Origin of the sequence: Rhizobium skierniewicense, assembly GCF_014196515.1 — a bacterium.
Taxonomy (GTDB): domain Bacteria; phylum Pseudomonadota; class Alphaproteobacteria; order Rhizobiales; family Rhizobiaceae; genus Agrobacterium; species Agrobacterium skierniewicense.
The window spans coordinates 440,957-459,272 of the sequence record NZ_JACIDV010000003.1 but is presented as its reverse complement, the minus strand read 5'-3'; the positions used below and the strand labels follow the sequence as shown (position 1 = coordinate 459,272).

Here is an 18,316-nt window from a genome sequence, read left to right as displayed (position 1 = left end):
GTCTTCGCCCAGCGGCGACTTGACCTTCAAAACACGGCTGGCCTGGATGAAATCGGACGACGAAGGCTGGTCGGTCATAGGGGAACCCGGGTGATCGGAAATATCAATCAAGTCTCAAAACCGGAACATAATGCAATCATTCATTGTGTCAACAATGTAAATTTCGAGAAAATACCCTCATTGTTCGCGTTTGTTGCGTTGCCCTGTGAGGCGATCACGGGTCATCGTTTCCATATCCCGTCAAGCTCGACCAAGTCAGGGAACAGATCGCCGTTCGATCGGTTCTTCTCTGCAGGGCGTAACGCCCGATAGGAAACATGGGAGAAGACGATGGATATTCCACAAAACACGGTCGTTGCCGTTGCGGATGGTGAGAAGCTGAGCCTTTTCAAAAATGATGGCGACGCGCAGAATGTAAAGCTGACGGCGATGCAGAATGCGGATGTCGATGACACCAAGATATCGTCTGGAGCGCGCCACTCCAGCAGCTCTGCAAATCCCGATGACAGCCAGCAGGACGAGGACGGCTTTAGTGCGGGCGTTGCTCAGATGCTGAACAAGCAGGTTCTGGATGGCAAGATCAAGAGGCTCGTGATCATTGCCGCGCCGCGCACGCTGGGCGAGATGCGCAAGGCGTATCACAAGTCTCTGTCTGACGTGTTGCTGGGCGAGCTCGACAAGGATCTGACGGGACATTCGATAGCGGACATCGAAAAGGTGCTGGCTGCGGCTTGACCTTCGCCTGGCGGGAATGGACGGCTACGGCCGCTCCATTCATCCGGCGCGGCGGCGCTTGAAGCGTCGCGTCACGCGCTCCTTCACGCCACTTGGCCGTTCAGGATCAGCGAGATCCGATTCTGCAAAGAGTTCTTCGTCAGCCGTCAAATCCCGCATCGGAACGTCCACCAGTCCGCGACCGCTTGCACGGTTAAGAGCGTCGATCGCGCCTATGACCGAACCGCTTGTTTCGATCTGACCCTGCAGCTCCCGCGGGTCGCAGCCCAGATGCTCCGAGATCAGGCCGTTGCGGTGCTCGATAATCTTGGCGGATAGAATGTCCTGATCAGGGCGGGCTTCGATGACCACGTCGCATTCGGAATCATATCCCATGGAGCGGTTGTTGAGATTAGCAGAGCCAATCTTGATCAGCCTGTCATCTGCGATCATGACCTTGGCGTGGACATAAATTGGCGTCCTCTCGTCGTTGACGGGATACATCAGCCTGAAACGGCCATAGGCGTCCGCGTCGCGCACCAGTTTCATCAGGCGAATCCGCGCCGAATCCATCGCTTTTGCTTCCAGCCAGCCCTCCGCACCGTCGGGGTTGATGAGGATGATTTCGGGGCCGTCGGCCTCCTGCAACCTGACGGCAATGGCTTCCGCAACCTTGCGTGAGGCGAAATACTGACTTTCGATGTAGAGGCATGTTTTCGTGGAGGCGATGATGGCGAGTTTGGCGGCCTCGATCTCGCTGACCTGCGACTGCTTGTCGAACTGCGGCAGCGTGCGCGCAATAGCAACCGAAATGTCGCGAAAATCGACATTGAGGGCATCGGGCCAGGGGTCGGACGATACGACGACAGGCTCCAGTGTCTCGGTTGTTGCAAGCTCCCAGCGCGTTCTTGCCAGTTGTCCCAACTCGGCAGCGGCGTCGCCGGAGATGCAGCTCGTTACGTCGTGCCAGGGCCCTTGGGAAAAACCCAGCGGGGACCGGCGACGTTGGTCGTTTTCCAAATGCTCGCGCGTATCCCAACGCCCAACCGTCATATCGATGCCGCCGCAGAACGCCACGCGATCATCGATCACGAGCAGTTTCATGTGGTGGGCCGACAAGGGCGGATGTGCGCTATCAAGTTTCAACTGCACCCTTTTGGAAAACAGCCAGCGCAGAATGTAAAACGGCGTTTCACCTCTGGTGATGGAGTTGATGAGGCCGATATCCCATTTCAGAATGCGCACGTCGAGGTCGTCGCGCCGTCTCGCAAGCCAGTTCAGAAAGCTGCCAAGTTTTTCCGGTGCCTCATCCTCGGCCTTGCCGGGCACAAGGTCGATGCGGGTGTCGAAATCCCAGCCGACCATGAAAATCGAGCGCTCCGCTTTCAGCATGGCACTACGGGCATGCTGGAAAAACGCGGCTGCATCAACGATGACACTCACGCGATCAGCACCGGCTATCTTCCAGCACGTTTCGCCTTCGACAAGTACAGACGTCATTCCAAGCCCCACGCATGTGTTGCTGTGCGGTATAAGGCAGAATGCGCCCCTGCAATAGCATAATTTTTCTCGACACCTGTTTCGTCCGCCCCGGTCTTCGTCTAACTTGCCTGTCGAATAGAGATGGAATGCCAGCGCTGGGCTTGGCCGCGCATCATGATTGGGGCCTCTTGGAAAGTTTTGTGAATGCGACAATGGATCAGTTGGGTGTATTCGGCATCGCCCTGCTGATGTTTCTGGAAAACATCTTTCCGCCTATTCCCTCCGAGCTGATCATGCCCTTGGCGGGATATCTGGCAACACAAGGCAATATCTCGATCCTCTCCGTCATCGCTGCAGGATCCCTCGGTTCCGTGGCAGGTGTCGTGCCCTGGTATTTTCTGGGGCGGCTTCTGGGAGAGAGGAAGCTGATGAAGATCGCAGCCCGTTATGGGCGCTGGCTCACCATGTCTCCTGCCGATGTAGAACACGCTGGCGACCACTTTCGCAAAAACGGCAAGACGTCAGTGCTTCTCGGCAGGCTGGTGCCGACGGTGCGAACCCTGATCTCGGTACCCGCTGGCATCGCCAGAATGCCATTCGGCTGGTTTCTGCTCTACTCCGCTATCGGCAGCCTCATCTGGACCGCCGCGCTCGCCTTTGCGGGCTTTGGCCTGGGGCAGGCCTATGGCACGGTGAAAGATTACATCAACCCGGTTGCAACCGGCGTTCTCGTCGTCATGATCGCCATCTATATTTACCGGGTTGCAACATTCAAAGCCTAAAGCGTGTCTCTGTGAATAGGATTCACTGCGACACGCTTTAGCTCTTCTTTTGTCGCATGTACGTTATCGTTTCATTGAGGACGATGAAACGCGACATGCTTTAGCGGCGACCCGCGCCGAAGATCTGAAGGGAGGCATCATGTCTGAACGCAACATCGTGCTTGTCGATCCGCTGCCACGCACGCTCGATCTCATCATGGAGCCGGATGTCCGCGCGCGGCTGGACAGGCTGGGAGAGGTGATCGTCTTGCAAGAGCAGCCCATGTCAGGCGATCAGGTGGATGCCCTCTTGGCTGATACGGTCCTGATCTTTGGCCAGACCGATATGCCGAGAGCGCGCCTTGATCGGGCGCCGAAACTCAAGGCCATCATCAATGTCGAATCCAACTTCATGCCGAACATCGACTATCAGGCGTGTGTGGAGCGTGGCATCTGGGTGATCACGCCGGCGTCTGCCTTTTCGTCGCCAGTGGCAGAGGCCTCGCTTGGCATGGCAATCGATCTGGCACGCGGCATCACGATTGCCGACAGGCAGTTTCGCAATGGCGTTGAGGAATACGGTCTTGCTGGCAACATGGATACGTTCCGGTACGCTGGTGCACCCATCGGCATCATCGGATTTGGAGACCTTGGCAAGGAACTTCGCGAACTGACGCGCCCCTTCAAGAACGAGGTGCATGTCTACGATCCCTGGCTGCCGAAAGAGATCGTCGAACGTCTGGACTGCGTTCCAAGTGCGCTGGACGATGTCTTTTCCAAGTGCCGGGTCGTTTATGTTTTCGCAAGTGTGACCAGTGAAAATCAGGGCTTCATCGGCAAACCCCAATTCGATCTGATGCAGCCGGGCTCCGCATTTCTGCTGATGAGCCGGGCCGCTGTCGTGGATTTCCCCGCTATGCTCAATGCCGTCAAATCTGGTCATATCCGTGCCGCGACGGATGTGTTTCCGGATGAGCCGGTTGCGGCTGACGACCCGGTCCGCTCCATCCCCGGTTTGCTGCTCTCTGCCCATCGCAGCGGAGGCACCCGCGATGCGTTCTACCAATTGGGGGCGATGGCGGTCGCAGATGCAGAACTCATCATGAAAGGCCTGCCACCACAGCTTTGCCGACGCGCAGACCCGGCGACGGCAAGCAGGCTGCGCTCCAAGCCAGTCAGTGTCTCCTGACGCCCCCCTGAAGCCGGAAACACCCCAGACCTGTCCGGCGCGGCCACGCCCCATGTTTCAGGATCTGGCGGAACCTGAAGAATATGCGGCGGCGGCAAGCCTATCTGCAAGCTCGTTGCCGATGTGTCCCTGGTGGCCTTTGCACCAGGCAACGGCAAGCTGCTGGTTTTGAAGGAGATGCCGATCGAGCGCTGTCCACAACGCCCAGTCTGCGATGCGGCGGTTTCTGGCGCGGGGATCGGGATTATAATGCTTCCAGCCATTGTTGCGCCAGATGGGCCGCCAGTGATTGCAACCTTCAACCACATGCATCGAATCTGACCAGATCGTGACTCGAGCCAAGGGGAAATTTTCGCTTGCCCATCGTGCAGCGTTCAGCGTTGCGACGACTTCCACGGCATTGTTGGTGCCGGCGGCCACAGTGCCAGACTGGGTGACGAGGATATCGTCGCCTTCGAACACCACGAACGCCCATCCTCCTTTTTTCGACACGACATCATAGGAACCATCCACGTAGATATCGACAGGCTGGGTACGCGCGAAACCGATGGTATCCGGCTTCAGAGAAGTTTCATGACTGGTCACGTTGAGGTCGCCATTTCGCAGTGTTGAGAAAGAGAACCGGGCGGACACCAACCCCATTCATGACTCCTCAATCCATTTGTAGTCTTGTAGCTCTTTGACGTTTTCATATGTGCTTATGGAGCCACGGGCTATGCTCGCATTTATTGATCGTTACGTAAAAGAGGCGTGTTCTACAAACCGTTTCGAAACGCGTCGCGATGTCCTGTTTTTTGCGCTGACGATCACGCTCTACGTCACGATCGTTGCCGATGTTCTCAATATTCTGGCTCATTACACGTTGAATGCACTCGGGCTGCTGCCATATGCCGTCGTTCCCGCAGCAACCGTCGGCGTCATCATCTCCACGCTCGTCGCGTCCAGTCTCACGTTCTCTATTGTCTATATCGTTGGCATTGCCATTCATCACCTGACAATCTCAAGAGCAACCTTCGAAAGATTGAGCCGCACCGACATGCTGTCCGGTCTGCTCAACAGACGGGCGTTTCTGGAGGAAGCCGTCCGCGCGCCAGCCAATTCTTCACTCATTCTGTTCGACATCGATAAATTCAAGTCCATCAATGATCGCTATGGCCACGATATCGGCGATCAGGCGATTATCGCGGTGGCCAACCAGCTTTCCGACATATTTGCGCAAAGCCAGGCGGTCGCACGGATTGGTGGAGAAGAATTTGCGGTACTGGTCTCCGCGCTGAGCCGCACGGAACGTCTGGCTCTGGCGCAACGCTGCGTGGAACTGGTCGCTGCCAAACCATTTTCCGCAGGAGGCAAGGGCTTTCGCATTACCATCTCCGGCGGGGTTGCCGATCATGAAGATCATTCCACCTTCGAAACATTGTTCAAGGCCTGCGACAAGGCGCTTTATCTCGCCAAGGCATCCGGGCGCAATCGCATCGTCCACAGCAGCGAGACGAAACCGCTCGAACGCCAGGATGAAAAACGCGCGACGCTTTCGCTTTAAAAACCAACCCGGTTCGCGGGAAATAGATGACCTCCCCCCAACGGAGGGAGGTCATCTGTCAGATCATTCGGCGGCAATCGCAACCTGCCCACCGTTCAGTGCGATCAACCTCTTTGCCCGTGCGAGGCTTTCAGGTTGTTCGGCGCGGTAGCGACGACCGACTTCCATCATCAGCACGGTGTCGGGAAGAAACGTCAGCTCGGAGAAAATCCCCTCCCAATCCATATCCCCCCAGCCGAGCGGCATGTGGAGATCTCCGATACCGAGCGCGGTATTTTCCTGAATATGGTGCGGTTTATAAAAGGCTTGCGGACGGCCGAAGCTGTCATGCACATGCAGATGCCCTGCTACCGGTGCCATGGCGCGCAACTCTTCACGGAAATTCAGACCACGATACGTGGATTCGATATAGGCATGGCTGAAATCGATCAGCGCCACGAGATTGGAGTGGCCGACGGTCTTCACGGTCTGCGCAAGCTCGGTTGGTGTCTGGCGATACTGACCCAGTTCCGTCGTGAAGATATTTTCGAATGCGATGCGCACGCCATAGGGTTTGCAGAACTCAGCGAGTGCATGCAGAGCGTCGCGCTCGCGGCTGTCGGCATCGGCGCGTTCTGCCAGTTGGTCGGCGCGCAGGCATCCGCCGTGCTGAACCAGAATACGCGCACCGATCCGGTCGCAGACAACGGCAAGCGCCTTGGCGGCATCCAGCTGGTACCGGCAGGTTGCCGGGTCCATGAAGTTTGATGAGACGAGGCCGTGCACGGTATAGCGGAAATCGAACTGCTTCGTGAGGGCAACGAGCCGCTCCGCCCGCTCCTCGACGATGCGTCCACCGGCGATGAGGTCGAGACTGGTCAGGCCCAGTTCGACCGTGTCAACGCCGATATCGGCGAGCGCGCGCAGGTCTTCTTCCAGGCTTTGCAGCTCTCCGTCTGTGGAGCCAGCATTAAAACCGGTACCGATGATGTTACCCATATTCGTATTCCTTCTCAGGCAGGTTGCGTTCGGGATTGGATTTCGCGACATAGCCGCAGGGCAAGGTCGGGGCTGTCTGATGTCAGATGGCCTATTCCTCGCTCCAGCCACGGACGGATCAGCGCCTCGTCGTTGAGCGTCCAGACGCCGAGACGAGCAAGCGGCAGATGTTGGGTGATGAGTGTCCATTCTGCGGACATCAGGTCATGATGAATGGCGACGATATCTGCCAGCCCTTCCACAGAGTGCAGAAAGCGCTCGAGCCCACCCTGCTTTTGCGCCCACTCGGCATTCACCGAAACGAGCCGCGCAACCTGTGGGGCAACCCGGCGGCACTCCTTCAGCACTGAAACGTCGAAGGATGTCAGGTGGCAGCGCGTGGACAGATCGAAGCGCTCGATCTCCGCGACGACTTTTTCGGTGATGCCGGGATAGGGTCGGTTTGCTTCGTCGGATTTGATTTCGACATGCAGCTGCTTGCCACTGGCCTGCGCCAAAACCGCCAGCACCTCTGCAAGCGTCGGCACCGTATCCGATGAACCCTCCAGATGCGTTGTCGCACGGGCATGGGATGTCAGCGTCCGGACAGGTCCGGTTTTATCCGTCGTTCGGTCAAGCGTGGCATCGTGGATGACGACCAGTTCCCCCGCATCGGTCAGGTGCACATCGAACTCGATGGCGTCGACATCCAGCGCCAGGACATTGCGGAAACCGGTGAGCGAGTTTTCAGGCCAGATATTGCGGGCGCCACGATGGCCGACGATCTTGGTCATGGGTGATATCCTTGATTAACGCAGGGTAGGATCGAGCTTGTCGCGCAACCAGTCCCCGACCAGCGAGATGGAGAGTGTCGTCATCATGATGACGAAGGCCGGGGCCAGCATGATCCAGGGTGCACGGGTGAGGTATTCGCGGCCGAAGCCGACCATGTTACCGAGGCTGGTTTCCGGCGGCTGAACGCCAAGGCCCAGAAACGATAGACCACTTTCCATCAGGATGATTTCCGGGAAGGTGAGCGTCATGGAAACGATGAGGGTTGCGGCGACATTGGGCAGAATGTGGCGCATGTAAACGCGCCAGGGCGTGGCACCCAGTTGCACGACAGCCGATGCATAGCCTTGAGCACCGGCCGAAATCGCCAGACCCCGCGCAATGCGAGCGTAGCGTTCCCACCCGTAAAACCCCATCAGACCGATCAGAAGCGGCATGGATGATCCGAAAAAGGCAAGGACCGCCAGCGACATGACGAGAAACGGCAGCGCCGCCTGAAAATCGGCCAGCATGAGCACGAACTGCTCGACCACACCACGGAATTTCGCGGCTGCAAAGCCGAGTGCCGTGCCGAAAACCGCTGAAATGATCGTTGCCCCGAAGGCGATGGTAAACGACACGCGGATGGACTGAACGAGACGTGACAAGACGTCGCGTCCGAGTTCGTCGGTCCCTAGAAAATGTGCCGGGTTACCCGGCAAAGATAGACGCGCCCGCAAATCCATGGCGGTGATACCATAAGGACGGATGGTATCGGCAAACACGGCAATCAGGATCATTGCCGCAAGCCAGGCTATCCCGAAGGTCACGGAGAAAGGCACTTTCCGCACCTGCCGGATGACGCGTGTGTAGAGCGAAGCCTCGCGTGCCGGTGAACGAGTGTTGTCTGCAAGGGTCATCACGGGTGTCCTCAATGGGCTGTCTGGCTGCGCAGGCGCGGGTCGAGCCAGCCGTACAGCAGGTCCACGATCAGGTTCGAGACGACCATGGTGGCGGCGATGAGCAGCAGAATGCATTGCACGACGGCAAGGTCCCGGTTGGTCACCGATACGACCAGCAGACGGCCAATACCGGGCCAGGAGAAGATCGATTCCACCACTACGGCCCCGGCAATCAACGTTCCGACCATAAAGCCGACGATGGTGACGATGGGTACGGCGGCGTTGGGCAGCGCATGTCGCCAGACGACATCCTGCCACCGCATGCCCTTGGCGGACGCGGCACGAATATAGGGTTGTCCCATCACCTCGATCATGGCGCTGCGCGAGAAGCGGGCGAGAATGCCGATGCCGCCAATGCTCATGGTCAGCGTCGGCAAAACACCGTGCTGCCAGGTATCGTGACCGCCCGATGGCAGCAGCCCAAGGGTGATTGAAAAGATCAGCACCAGCAACAGGCCCATGACGAAAGAGGGAATGGTAAATCCGAAGATCGCAGCCAGAATGACGCCGCGATCAACTGCGCTTTGGCGATGAAGGGCCGCGTAGACGCCGGCCGGAATGCCGATCAAGACTTTAAGAAAAAGCGCTGGGATTGTCAGTTGCAACGTCGCGGGAATACGCTCGATGACGAGTTGCATGGCAGACGCCTTGTCACGCATCGAGACACCGAAATCGCCCGTCAGGATCGACTTCATATAGGCGAGATATTGGATCCACAGCGGCTGATCCAGACCCCAGGCCTTGCGGAAGGCATCGACCGCGTCTTGCGGCACGTCGGGACCCAGCATGATCTGCGCGGGGTCTCCCGACATGCGCAGAACGATGAAAGCGAAGGTCATCACCGCGATGATGGTGACCAAGGCGCGAAGAAAGCGGACGGAAACGTAACGCAGCATGGACTATTCCTTACGCCGCGACCGGCTGATCGGCACTGGCGAGCAGATGGCAGGCAGCAGTGCGGCCAGCCGAGATCGGTCTCAGGGATGGAACGCTCGTGCGACAGAGGTCGACGGCAACGGGGCAGCGTGGGTGGAAGGCACAACCGGACGGGCGGTTGGCCGGGTTTGGCGGCTCGCCTTGCAGAATCGTTCGGCCCTGAAGCATTTTGCCCGGCACCGGCACGCTGGAGACGAGCGCCTTGGTGTAGGGATGCAAGGGTGTGGCGAAGATGACATCGGACGATGCCTCCTCGACAATGCGACCCAGATACATGACGGCCACGCGGTCTGCGATGTTGCGCACGACCTTGAGGTCGTGGCTTATGAAGACCATGGCGATATGGTTCTTCTCCTGCAGATCGCGCAGCATGTTGACCACCTGCGCCTGGATCGACACATCGAGCGCCGAAACCGGCTCGTCACAGACCAGAAGCTTGGGCCGTGAAGCGAGAGCCCGGGCAATGACAACACGCTGACGCTGACCACCGGAAAGCTCGTGCGGATACGATCCCGCCTGATCCGGTCGCAGACCGACGGCAGACATCAGTTCGGCAACACGGGTGTGCCGATGCTCTTTGGGAACCAGATTATGAATGGCAAGCGGTTCACCGATCTGCTCGGCAATGGTCAGACGCCGGTCGAGGACCGCAAGCGGGTCCTGATAGACGAGTTGCATCTTTGCCCGCAGTGCCCGCCATTCAGGCGTACCGAGTTTCGGCATCGGTTGGCCTTCGAAACGCGTTTGTCCCCATTGCGGCGGATCGATACCAAGAAGCATGCGGCCGAGTGTCGATTTTCCCGAGCCGGATTCCCCGACGATACCGAGCGTCTCTCCCGGCATCACATCAAGGTCGATGCCATCGACTGCGCGTACCGCTGCAGCCTTGCCGAACACGCCCTGGCGAACCTCATAGGTTCTGACGAGGTCTTTCGCCTCAAGAATAGGCGCCGTCACGACACGGCCTCCAGAACACGGGTTTCAGACGAGGACTTGTTACCTACCGGATGGTGGCATGAGAGACGGCGGTGATTGTCCAGCTCTGTCAACTCAGGCTGGCGGATGCGACAGTCCATCGCCACATTTACGCATCGAGGCGAAAACGCGCAGCCATGTGGCAGGTCGCGGGGGTGCGGCACGGTGCCGGGAATGGGGATAAGCCGCGATCGTGGACCATCGAGCCGCGGAATAGCGTCGAACAGGCCGCGCGTATAGGGATGCCTGGGATTATCGAACAGTGTCGCAATCGGTCCCTGCTCCACGATGCGACCGGCATACATGACGCAGGCGCGCTCGCAGACCTGGCTGACGGCACCCAGATCATGGCTGATGAAAATGGTCGCCATGCCGGTCTCGGCGCGAAGAGCGATCAGGAGGTCAAGGATCTGTGCCTGTATCGTGGCATCGAGCGCGGTTGTCGGCTCGTCGGCCACCAGAAGGTCGGGCTCTCCCGCCAGGGCCATGGCAATCATCAAGCGTTGGCATTGGCCGCCGGAAAATTCATGCGGGAAGAGATCGAACCTGTTGCGGGCATCGGGAATGCCGACCATATCGAGAAGGCGCAACGCTTCTTTCCTGGCAGCCTCACCCATCAAGCCGCGATGAATGGCGAGTGTCTCGGTGATCTGCCTGCCAATGCGCAAGACGGGATTGAGCGAGCTGGACGGGTCCTGAAAGATCATGGCGATGCGTTTGCCACGCACACCCTCCAGTACGGAACGCGGCGCGCCTAAAATTTCCTTGCCGTCGATTTTCACCGAGCCCGAGACGGTTGCTTTGCCGGGAAGCAGTCCCAGCGCCGCCAGCCATGTGACAGACTTGCCGCAACCGGATTCACCGACAAGGCCGATGGCCTCGCCGCGTGCGACATCAAGGTCGATACCGTGCAGCACCTGCACACCGTCGAAAGCGACTTTGAGGCCGCGCAATTCCACGAGATTGGAAGCCATAGGCGCTCATCTCCATTTCAGACATGAAAGACGCCGGCCGCATAAGACGACCGGCGCAGACGATCAAAGGGTTCAGGAATTCCAGTTGGCAGTCCTGAAATCCATGGCGAAGGCAGGGGCTGCCTTCCATTTCAGCGACGATTTCATGCCCGTGAAGACGGCATTCTGGTGCAGGACCTGATAGGCAGGGTCTTCGCGTTCACAGATTTCCAGCATGCGGGTGATCGCCTTCTTGCGAAGCGCATGGTCGGTGGAGGTTTCCAAGACAACGGAAAGCGTGTTGACCTCTTCGTTGACCCAATCCTTCTTCTGCTGTGCTTCGCCATTGGGGCCGAACTGCACGACCAGCGGTGTAATCGGATCATTGATGGAGTTGCCAGCCGACCAGTCACGAACGCCCTTGACGCTTTCGGGATCATGGATTTGCGCCCAGTTTTCCTTCATCTGGATCTCGACGTTGAGGCCAACCTGCTTCCACATCTCGACCATGATCTGGGCTGTCGCGGTCTGGTTGGTGTAGTAGTTGTTGAGCAGGCGGTAAGGGATCGGATCGCCCTTGTAACCAGCTTCCTTCAACAGCTTCTGGGCCAGTTCCGGGTTGAACTCCGGTGTGGTCCAGCCGTCCACGAACATGTCGGTGGCCTTGAAGGATTCAAACTGCAGACCGGCCGGAACGACGGTCTGGCCAGCCCAGAGTGCATCCACAATTGCCTGACGATCGATGGAGTGCGTCATGGCGCGGCGAACGAGTGGGCTCTTGAGAACAGGGTTCTGCGTATTGAAGGTCGAGATGCGGTGGTTCCAGATGGTCGAATTCTGGACCTCAAGGCCTGGCGCGCCCTGAATGGCGGAAATCTGGTCGGGTGGCAGGTCGCAGGCAAAGTCATATTCGCCCGATAACAAACCGTTGACGCGGGAGGCCACTTCGGGGACTTCGACGAAACGGATCTGCTGAAGGGGTGGACGGCCACCCCAATATTCATCGAACGCGGCGAGCGTCAGTGACACGTCAGGTCTATAATCGGCCACCATATAAGGACCGGTCGTGACAGGCTTGCGCGCCCAATCCACATATGTTTTGGCTTCGTCCCACGAGCGGCGGCTGGTGATCTGGCTGCCGAAAGAATAAAGGCGACCTTCGAGTGTCACGTCCGGCGTCGCGTTGTGGAAACGAACCGTATATTTATCAACGACTTCGACACCGGCCAAAGCAGGCCAAAGACGACGGCCGACACCCGGAATGATGGCCGGCAGTTCCTTGGCGGTCACTGGCTTGTTGTCGTCTTCGAAAACCGTCTTGCCACCCTTTGGCTCGGTATTGCCGAACAGACGCTCTTTCGAAAACGAGAAGGCAACGTCTTCTGCTGTCAGTTCATCGCCATTGTGAAACTTCACGCCCTGCCGCAGTTTCAATTCAAGCGTCTTGTCGTCGATACGCTTCCACTCGGTCGCAAGACCGGGTACCGGCCCCTGGTCGCCCATCCAGTTTCGATTGATCAGGCCCTCCCACAGATTGGGGAAGAAAACCCGTTCACCGACATTCGACTGTTCGTTCCAGATATCCAGCGTGTTGTTGTTGGTGATCTTCTGAACGGCGATGGTCACGGATGGGCGAGCGCCCTGACTGAATGACATGTGCGGCAGGATGATGCTGCCCGCAGCAGCGGACATGAGCCCCAGCGCGTGGCGGCGGTTGATGGAAAGCATGGATCACTCCTGTGTAAGCAAAGGACGATACGGACGCGCAGAGACATGCGCAGCGCCGCAGGGCGCCGCGTCAGGTTCCGTTCAAGTGAACTGTCGATCTCGTGTCGGGAAACGCAGAGATCAAATCTCTTTACCGGCTTCTCAACTTCGATTACCTCTAGGTTACAAATGTTACGCTGTTGTGACATTTGAGAGAGGGATCCTATGCCTCATCAGCAAAGCATGGTGCGCGCGTCGTGGCTCTATCACGTCGAGGGGTTGACGCAGGCCCAGATTGCCGAGCGCATGCTGTTGACCCGGCGCAGGGTGAACGAACTTCTGGCAGCAGCGCTCGATCAGGGCGTGGTGCGGATCAGCTTCAACTCTCCTTTGACGGAAAATATCGAGCTGGAAGCCGAATTGCGGCAGTGCTTCGGCCTCACGGATGTCGTCATCGTTCCAACACCGTCCGACAAAAATCAGATCGCAACCGTCATCGGCCGTGCAGCGGCGATGTATCTCGAGCGATTGATTCAGGCGAGCGAACCGACATCACTGGGTGTGGGTTGGGGCGCGACGCTGCGGGAAACCGTGCACCACATGGCCCCGGCCAATGCGCCAGATGTAAAAGTTCGCTCGATGATGGGCGGTCTGACGCGCGGCTCTGAAATCAACACATTCGAAATCGTGCAACGTTTTGCTCAGGTGATGAGCGCCGAGTGCCATTATCTCGCAGCGCCCATCTACGCCGATAGCCCGCAGTCCCGTGACACGATTATCTCTCAACCCGTTTTTGACAGTCTTCTGAAAGAGGCGACAGCCGTCGATATATCGATCCTCAGCGTTGGAGACGTCTCATCGGAATCGCTCCAGGTGCGCTACGGTCTGCCAGACGGCACGGACATTGGCGATATCACATCCGCCGGTGCGGTAGGCGACCTTCTGGGCCGTTATCTGGACAAAAACGGGGTGGAAGTGGATCATCCACTCAACCGACAGGTCATCTCGCCATCCATAGAGGAGTATCGAAAAATACCCACACGCGTCATTGCATCGGGCGGCGACCACAAGAAGAGTATCTTGAAAGCCTGCATGATTGCAGGCCTTGCCACGACGCTGATTACCGACTCAGATAACGCTCACCATCTGCTTGAACGCGATGCTGAGTGAACAAAGCCGGACGCCTATGAAAACGAATTATCCGCTTATCGTCACGGCACATGTCGCTGACGCCGATCTTGCGCCATTCGCGGCACTGCGCGCGCAGCATTTTCCACCGGACAGAAATTTCCTGCACGCGCATGTCACCATGTTTCACCGTTTGCCCGGTGAATATATTGATGCCATCTTGGAGGTCTTGAGAACCGTTGCGGGGTCGACAGGACAGATCGAGGCCAGCGTCAACGGTGTTCGACATCTGGGGTTCGGTGTCGCCTTCACGATTGACAGTGCAGAGCTTCAGGTCGCCAGAACCCAGCTAAAAAACCATTTTTCCCATTGGCTGAACCCGCAGGACACACAGCCATGGCGTCCGCACATCACCGTTCAGAACAAAGTGTCAAAAGCAGCTGCAGATACGCTGTTTCACGAATTGAAACACGATTTCGAACCAAGGCAGCTGCGTATCAGCGGCTTCGATCTGTGGGCATATCTTGGTGGCCCGTGGCGGCTGGAAGCATCGCTGGGATTTGAGCGCGTTGCGTGAGTGTTTCCTTCAAGTGGTTCACGCCACGTCTGTCATGGTGACGGGAACTCCTGGGCATCAACTGTGTTAAACCTTGGTAAAAACAATCAATAACCGAGGAAACAACCATGAAAACATATGTAATCGGCACAGTGTTTGCACTTGGCTTTGTCTCGCTTGCCGCGGCACAAGGAACCGGAACCGGTGGCACGGATGGAGCGGCGGGCGCTGCATCCAGCAGCGGCACAACCTCCTCCAGCAGCGGCATGGACAGCGGAAACAAGAGTACCAATTCTCAGAATTCCGGAGCAACCGGATCACAGGCCGACGGCGATACAAACAACGCCAATTGCACACCCGGCGGCCAGACGGCAAAGGGTTCGGCAACAACCGCTACGCCCGGAACACCCTGCCCGGCAAAGTGATCGCTGGCAAGGACACGAGCCCGGCCACGCGCCGGGCTTTGATCAATGTAGACCTCACTTCTCTCCAAACGAACTTTTGTGCAAAAGCTTTGCCAGCCAGTCAACGAAGACGCGGACCTTGTTTGTGACGTGTTTCGTTTGCGGGTAGACGATATAGATCGGCATCGGCTCTTGCTTCCATTCGGGAAGAATGCGCACGAGGTTGCCTTTGGCCAGTTCCCCCCGGATAGCGAAGGGGGCGAGTTGGCCGACACCCATTCCGGCCAGAACGGCGTTCTGATAGGTACGGCTGTCATTGGCCGAGAGGATGTATCGCGGGCTCACCTCGACGGAGCGGGTGCCGTTATCAAAGGCGAACGTCATGATGTGTCCGGTGGTGGCATTAAAATAGCCGACACTATAGTGGTTTTCCTCAAGCTCCTCCGGTTCAAGCGGCATACCGAACCGTTCGATGTAACCCGGTGAGGCGCACGTCACGAGATGGAGGTCTGAGACCTTGCGGGCAATCAGCGACTGATCGCGCGGCGTCCCTACCCTCAGGGCGCAGTCCACATTTTCCGCGATGTAGTCCACCAGCCTGTCGCCCACACCAATATCGAGCCGAATGAGCGGGAAGCGTTCGTGGAAATCGCACAGATTGGGTATGATGATGTGATCGGCGAACGCGCCTGCCATCTCGACGCGAAGACGGCCCGATGGTTGAACATTGGCGTTGGACAGGCTTGCATCCAGTTCGTCGACTTCTGATAGGATCTGGATAGCGCGTTCATAATACAAGGCACCGTCAGTCGTTACCATGACCCTGCGCGTCGTCCGATTGAGAAGCGTTGTGCGTAAATGCGCCTCAAGCCCCTGTATCATATTGGTAACAGTGGTTTTCGGCATGTCCAAGGCACTGGCCGCGCGTGTAAAATTACCGGTTTCGACCACCCGCGCAAAGACGCGCATTGCCGCGAGTTGATCCATAGACACCGTCCTTGATCTGATTATCCATAATTTTGGAATAGTGTTTTCATTTTTGGACGCTTGCGCGAACTCTTTCGAACAATCATACCTAATTCAGAAATGACTGCAAGAGCAGGTTCTTTTTTAAAACCTGCTGAGGAAATGCAATGAACACGCAATGGCACACCATGGAGAGTCGTGGCACCAGCCAGCCACCTCTATCGGTTCGTGTTTATAAAGGCGAAGGCGAAAACCGCGCCCCACCGCTGGTGTTGTATTTGCGGGGCGGCTCGTTTCTGGAACAAGGTGGCCAGTGCGCGGAATTGCCGGTGGCAAGAGCGCTGGCGGACAGGGGTGCCGTCGTGATCGAGGCGGATTACAGCACCTCGTCGCACAACGAGTTTCCGGCCGTGATCGATTGCGCATTCGATGCTCTGGATTGCCTGAGCAAAAACCGCAAGGACTATGGCAGCGCGAAATCGCTGCTGTTTGTGGCGGGCGAAGAGGCGGGTGGCAATGTTGCGGCGGGTTTGGCGCTGAAAGCACGCGACCGGATGCCTGGAAAATTGGCAGGGCAGATTTTGCTGTCGCCGATGATCGACCCGCAGATGGCGTCCACATCGTTTCGTGAGGCTGACAAGATTGGCATGCGGCAACGCTGGGCAGAGGGCTGGAGCCACTATCTGGCAAGGGCCTGTGGGTTTGCCCACCCCTATGCCGCACCGTGCCAGTGTACGCGGCTCAACCGCGTGGCACCGGCGTTGATATTTACAGCCGAGGACGATCCTCTGCGCGACGAGACCGTGGATTATGCCGGTCGTTTGAGCGAAGCGGGGGTGCAGGTTCGGCAGCATATTTTCCCCACCGGTTCCGGCTGGACGGGGCTTTATCGTGGTGGAGGTGGCAAATGGCTTCCGGCTGTTTGCACCGAGTTTGCGGATTTTGTTCAAGACCTGAAGCAGTAGTATTTTTCGACATAACTGACAGGCTCCCCGAGGAGCCAAGGAGACACCCATGACGCTCAAGAACAAGCGCCGTGCCCTTGCGGGTGCTGGCTTAGGCCTTGCCGTGTCCGTTGCAGCGGCGGCATTTTTATTCGACTTTCCCATGTCAACTGGTGCCGTGGCGGCATCAGCGCAGGCGCAGGCACCAGCACCGGCGATTCCAGTCACGGTCGCGGTTGTCGAAAGCCGTGACATTACTCATTGGGAACAGTTCTCCGGTCGCCTCGAAGCTGTCGAGCGGGTCCAGATCCGGTCGCGCGTTGCAGGCCAGATCCAGGCTGTTCACTTTCGCGAAGGCGCGCTGGTAAAGGCTGGCGATGCCCTCTTCACAATCGATCCGGCACCCTATCAGGCCACGGTCGCGGGTGCCGAAGCGCAGGTCGCCTCCGCCGACGCCAAGGTGAGCCTAGCCAGAACCGAACTCGAGCGCGGTCGCAGAATGTCCGACAATCGCACGATCTCGCAGAGTGACTTCGACCAGCGCCAAAGCAATGTTGCGGATGCTGAGGCGCAAGCGCGGGCAGCACGGGCAGCCCTGACGACGGCCCAGCTTGACCTCAGCTATACCGAACTTCGTGCGCCGGTAGCGGGCCGCGTCGGCAAGCTTGAAATCACCGTTGGCAACCTTGTCGCGGCCGGTTCGGCCTCTCCCGCACTGACCACGCTGGTCTCCGTCGATCCGATCTATGCAAGCTTCAACGCCAGCGAAGACATGGTCGCGAAGGCATTGTCGCAGCTTCCGGTTTCCGATGGTGCGCTTCGGGCTCTGGAACAGATCCCCGTCGAAGTTGGCACGCTGGCCGATGAGGGCACGCCGATCAAGGGCACCTTGCACCTCATCGACAATCAGGTCGATAGCGCAAGCGGCACGATCGGGGTTCGCGCCGTGTTCGCCAACACCGATGGACGTCTGATCCCCGGCCAGTTCGTGCGGGTTCGCATGGGTGAGCCGAAGTCGGAAAACCGCATCGTCATCACCGATCGCGCCATCGGCACCGATCAGGACAAGAAATTCGTGTTCGTGGTGGATGGTGACAACAAGGTGAATTACCGGCAGATCAAGCCCGGCCCGTCTGCGGATGGTCTACGCGTGGTCGAAAGCGGTCTTGCCGTGGGAGACAAGATTGTCGTCAACGGTCTCCAGCGCATCCGCCCCGGCGCCATCGTTGCCCCGCAGATGGAAGAAAAAGTCGCCGCGTCGCAGTAAACATTCCGGCGGGCCAGCTCCCAGCGGCCCGCCGATCCATTGATCAGAACAGAGAAAGAAGACCTGCCGGTAGCGATTTGCCACTGGCGCGGCTTTCTGTA

At 58.0% G+C, this 18,316-nt stretch carries 19 protein-coding genes; 9 read left to right on the top strand and 10 right to left on the bottom strand.

The genetic code is table 11. The features are described 5' to 3' along the window. The first annotated feature begins 330 nt into the window (after positions 1-330). A complete protein-coding gene (locus GGQ73_RS07025; RefSeq protein ID WP_183895058.1) occupies positions 331-735 on the top strand; it encodes a host attachment family protein in 405 nt (134 codons plus the stop codon). A 39-nt stretch (positions 736-774) separates the two neighbouring features. On the opposite strand, the gene GGQ73_RS07020 is transcribed toward GGQ73_RS07025, so the two are convergent. Continuing rightward, entirely contained in the window at positions 775-2,214 is a 1,440-nt protein-coding gene (locus GGQ73_RS07020) for a phospholipase D-like domain-containing protein (protein WP_183895056.1), read from the bottom strand. A 182-nt stretch (positions 2,215-2,396) separates the two neighbouring features. Between GGQ73_RS07020 and GGQ73_RS07015 the strand changes: the two genes are divergently transcribed. Continuing rightward, entirely contained in the window at positions 2,397-2,978 is a 582-nt protein-coding gene (locus GGQ73_RS07015; RefSeq protein ID WP_252094070.1) for a DedA family protein, read from the top strand. A gap of 139 nt (positions 2,979-3,117) precedes the next feature. Next, positions 3,118-4,146: a hydroxyacid dehydrogenase gene (locus GGQ73_RS07010; RefSeq protein ID WP_183895054.1), complete on the top strand. Its 1,029-nt coding sequence runs from the start codon at positions 3,118-3,120 to the stop codon at positions 4,144-4,146. 57 nt (positions 4,147-4,203) lie between these two features. On the opposite strand, the gene GGQ73_RS07005 is transcribed toward GGQ73_RS07010, so the two are convergent. Continuing rightward, on the bottom strand, positions 4,204-4,788 hold the full coding sequence (locus GGQ73_RS07005; protein ID WP_183895053.1) for an RNase H family protein: 585 nt from the start codon (positions 4,786-4,788) through the stop codon (positions 4,204-4,206). A 73-nt stretch (positions 4,789-4,861) separates the two neighbouring features. On the opposite strand from GGQ73_RS07005, the gene GGQ73_RS07000 reads away from it, so the two are divergent. Next, entirely contained in the window at positions 4,862-5,689 is an 828-nt protein-coding gene (locus GGQ73_RS07000; protein ID WP_183895051.1) for a GGDEF domain-containing protein, read from the top strand. Between the two features lie 63 nt (positions 5,690-5,752). Here the strand turns inward: GGQ73_RS07000 and GGQ73_RS06995 are convergent, their stop codons facing one another. The 7 genes from GGQ73_RS06995 to GGQ73_RS06965 all read right to left on the bottom strand — a co-directional run bounded on the left by GGQ73_RS06995 (position 5,753) and on the right by GGQ73_RS06965 (position 12,971). Beyond that, entirely contained in the window at positions 5,753-6,667 is a 915-nt protein-coding gene (locus GGQ73_RS06995; protein ID WP_183895049.1) for a TIM barrel protein, read from the bottom strand. Between the two features lie 14 nt (positions 6,668-6,681). Further along, the gene (locus GGQ73_RS06990) at positions 6,682-7,440 is read right to left on the bottom strand and encodes a glycerophosphodiester phosphodiesterase family protein (RefSeq protein ID WP_183895047.1); all 759 of its coding nucleotides are present in this window, start codon (positions 7,438-7,440) and stop codon (positions 6,682-6,684) included. A gap of 15 nt (positions 7,441-7,455) precedes the next feature. Beyond that, positions 7,456-8,337: an ABC transporter permease gene (locus GGQ73_RS06985; RefSeq protein WP_183895045.1), complete on the bottom strand. Its 882-nt coding sequence runs from the start codon at positions 8,335-8,337 to the stop codon at positions 7,456-7,458. An 11-nt stretch (positions 8,338-8,348) separates the two neighbouring features. After that, on the bottom strand, positions 8,349-9,275 hold the full coding sequence (locus GGQ73_RS06980; protein WP_183895043.1) for an ABC transporter permease: 927 nt from the start codon (positions 9,273-9,275) through the stop codon (positions 8,349-8,351). 10 nt (positions 9,276-9,285) lie between these two features. Next, complete coding sequence (locus GGQ73_RS06975; protein ID WP_183895042.1) at positions 9,286-10,272, bottom strand: ABC transporter ATP-binding protein; 987 nt, start codon at positions 10,270-10,272, stop codon at positions 9,286-9,288. Beyond that, positions 10,269-11,264: an ABC transporter ATP-binding protein gene (locus GGQ73_RS06970; RefSeq protein ID WP_183895040.1), complete on the bottom strand. Its 996-nt coding sequence runs from the start codon at positions 11,262-11,264 to the stop codon at positions 10,269-10,271. Before GGQ73_RS06970 ends, GGQ73_RS06975 begins: the two co-directional genes overlap by 4 nt. A gap of 72 nt (positions 11,265-11,336) precedes the next feature. Then, complete coding sequence (locus GGQ73_RS06965) at positions 11,337-12,971, bottom strand: ABC transporter substrate-binding protein (protein WP_183895038.1); 1,635 nt, start codon at positions 12,969-12,971, stop codon at positions 11,337-11,339. A 204-nt stretch (positions 12,972-13,175) separates the two neighbouring features. On the opposite strand from GGQ73_RS06965, the gene GGQ73_RS06960 reads away from it, so the two are divergent. The 3 genes from GGQ73_RS06960 to GGQ73_RS06950 all read left to right on the top strand — a co-directional run bounded on the left by GGQ73_RS06960 (position 13,176) and on the right by GGQ73_RS06950 (position 15,059). Continuing rightward, positions 13,176-14,120, top strand: coding sequence for a sugar-binding transcriptional regulator (locus GGQ73_RS06960; RefSeq protein ID WP_174155502.1), 945 nt, complete (start codon positions 13,176-13,178; stop codon positions 14,118-14,120). A 16-nt stretch (positions 14,121-14,136) separates the two neighbouring features. Next, on the top strand, positions 14,137-14,655 hold the full coding sequence (locus GGQ73_RS06955; RefSeq protein ID WP_183895036.1) for a 2'-5' RNA ligase family protein: 519 nt from the start codon (positions 14,137-14,139) through the stop codon (positions 14,653-14,655). 107 nt (positions 14,656-14,762) lie between these two features. After that, complete coding sequence (locus GGQ73_RS06950; RefSeq protein WP_183895034.1) at positions 14,763-15,059, top strand: hypothetical protein; 297 nt, start codon at positions 14,763-14,765, stop codon at positions 15,057-15,059. Positions 15,060-15,113: 54 nt separating this feature from the next. On the opposite strand, the gene GGQ73_RS06945 is transcribed toward GGQ73_RS06950, so the two are convergent. Next, entirely contained in the window at positions 15,114-16,025 is a 912-nt protein-coding gene (locus GGQ73_RS06945) for a LysR family transcriptional regulator (protein ID WP_174155505.1), read from the bottom strand. Between the two features lie 146 nt (positions 16,026-16,171). On the opposite strand from GGQ73_RS06945, the gene GGQ73_RS06940 reads away from it, so the two are divergent. Beyond that, the gene (locus GGQ73_RS06940; protein WP_183895032.1) at positions 16,172-16,969 is read left to right on the top strand and encodes an alpha/beta hydrolase fold domain-containing protein; all 798 of its coding nucleotides are present in this window, start codon (positions 16,172-16,174) and stop codon (positions 16,967-16,969) included. Positions 16,970-17,018: 49 nt separating this feature from the next. After that, a complete protein-coding gene (locus GGQ73_RS06935; RefSeq protein WP_183895030.1) occupies positions 17,019-18,215 on the top strand; it encodes an efflux RND transporter periplasmic adaptor subunit in 1,197 nt (398 codons plus the stop codon). The last annotated feature ends 101 nt before the right edge of the window (positions 18,216-18,316 follow it).

What these genes read in the sequence shown, in the direction of transcription:
- GGQ73_RS07025 (WP_183895058.1), top strand. Translation starts at nt 331, where the DNA reads ATGGATATTCCACAAAACACGGTCGTTGCCGTTGCGGATGGTGAGAAG.
- GGQ73_RS07020 (WP_183895056.1), bottom strand. Translation starts at nt 2,214, where the DNA reads ATGACGTCTGTACTTGTCGAAGGCGAAACGTGCTGGAAGATAGCCGGT.
- GGQ73_RS07010 (WP_183895054.1), top strand. Translation starts at nt 3,118, where the DNA reads ATGTCTGAACGCAACATCGTGCTTGTCGATCCGCTGCCACGCACGCTC.
- GGQ73_RS07005 (WP_183895053.1), bottom strand. Translation starts at nt 4,788, where the DNA reads ATGGGGTTGGTGTCCGCCCGGTTCTCTTTCTCAACACTGCGAAATGGC.
- GGQ73_RS07000 (WP_183895051.1), top strand. Translation starts at nt 4,862, where the DNA reads ATGCTCGCATTTATTGATCGTTACGTAAAAGAGGCGTGTTCTACAAAC.
- GGQ73_RS06995 (WP_183895049.1), bottom strand. Translation starts at nt 6,667, where the DNA reads ATGGGTAACATCATCGGTACCGGTTTTAATGCTGGCTCCACAGACGGA.
- GGQ73_RS06990 (WP_183895047.1), bottom strand. Translation starts at nt 7,440, where the DNA reads ATGACCAAGATCGTCGGCCATCGTGGCGCCCGCAATATCTGGCCTGAA.
- GGQ73_RS06985 (WP_183895045.1), bottom strand. Translation starts at nt 8,337, where the DNA reads ATGACCCTTGCAGACAACACTCGTTCACCGGCACGCGAGGCTTCGCTC.
- GGQ73_RS06980 (WP_183895043.1), bottom strand. Translation starts at nt 9,275, where the DNA reads ATGCTGCGTTACGTTTCCGTCCGCTTTCTTCGCGCCTTGGTCACCATC.
- GGQ73_RS06970 (WP_183895040.1), bottom strand. Translation starts at nt 11,264, where the DNA reads ATGGCTTCCAATCTCGTGGAATTGCGCGGCCTCAAAGTCGCTTTCGAC.
- GGQ73_RS06965 (WP_183895038.1), bottom strand. Translation starts at nt 12,971, where the DNA reads ATGCTTTCCATCAACCGCCGCCACGCGCTGGGGCTCATGTCCGCTGCT.
- GGQ73_RS06960 (WP_174155502.1), top strand. Translation starts at nt 13,176, where the DNA reads ATGCCTCATCAGCAAAGCATGGTGCGCGCGTCGTGGCTCTATCACGTC.
- GGQ73_RS06955 (WP_183895036.1), top strand. Translation starts at nt 14,137, where the DNA reads ATGAAAACGAATTATCCGCTTATCGTCACGGCACATGTCGCTGACGCC.
- GGQ73_RS06950 (WP_183895034.1), top strand. Translation starts at nt 14,763, where the DNA reads ATGAAAACATATGTAATCGGCACAGTGTTTGCACTTGGCTTTGTCTCG.
- GGQ73_RS06945 (WP_174155505.1), bottom strand. Translation starts at nt 16,025, where the DNA reads ATGGATCAACTCGCGGCAATGCGCGTCTTTGCGCGGGTGGTCGAAACC.
- GGQ73_RS06940 (WP_183895032.1), top strand. Translation starts at nt 16,172, where the DNA reads ATGAACACGCAATGGCACACCATGGAGAGTCGTGGCACCAGCCAGCCA.
- GGQ73_RS06935 (WP_183895030.1), top strand. Translation starts at nt 17,019, where the DNA reads ATGACGCTCAAGAACAAGCGCCGTGCCCTTGCGGGTGCTGGCTTAGGC.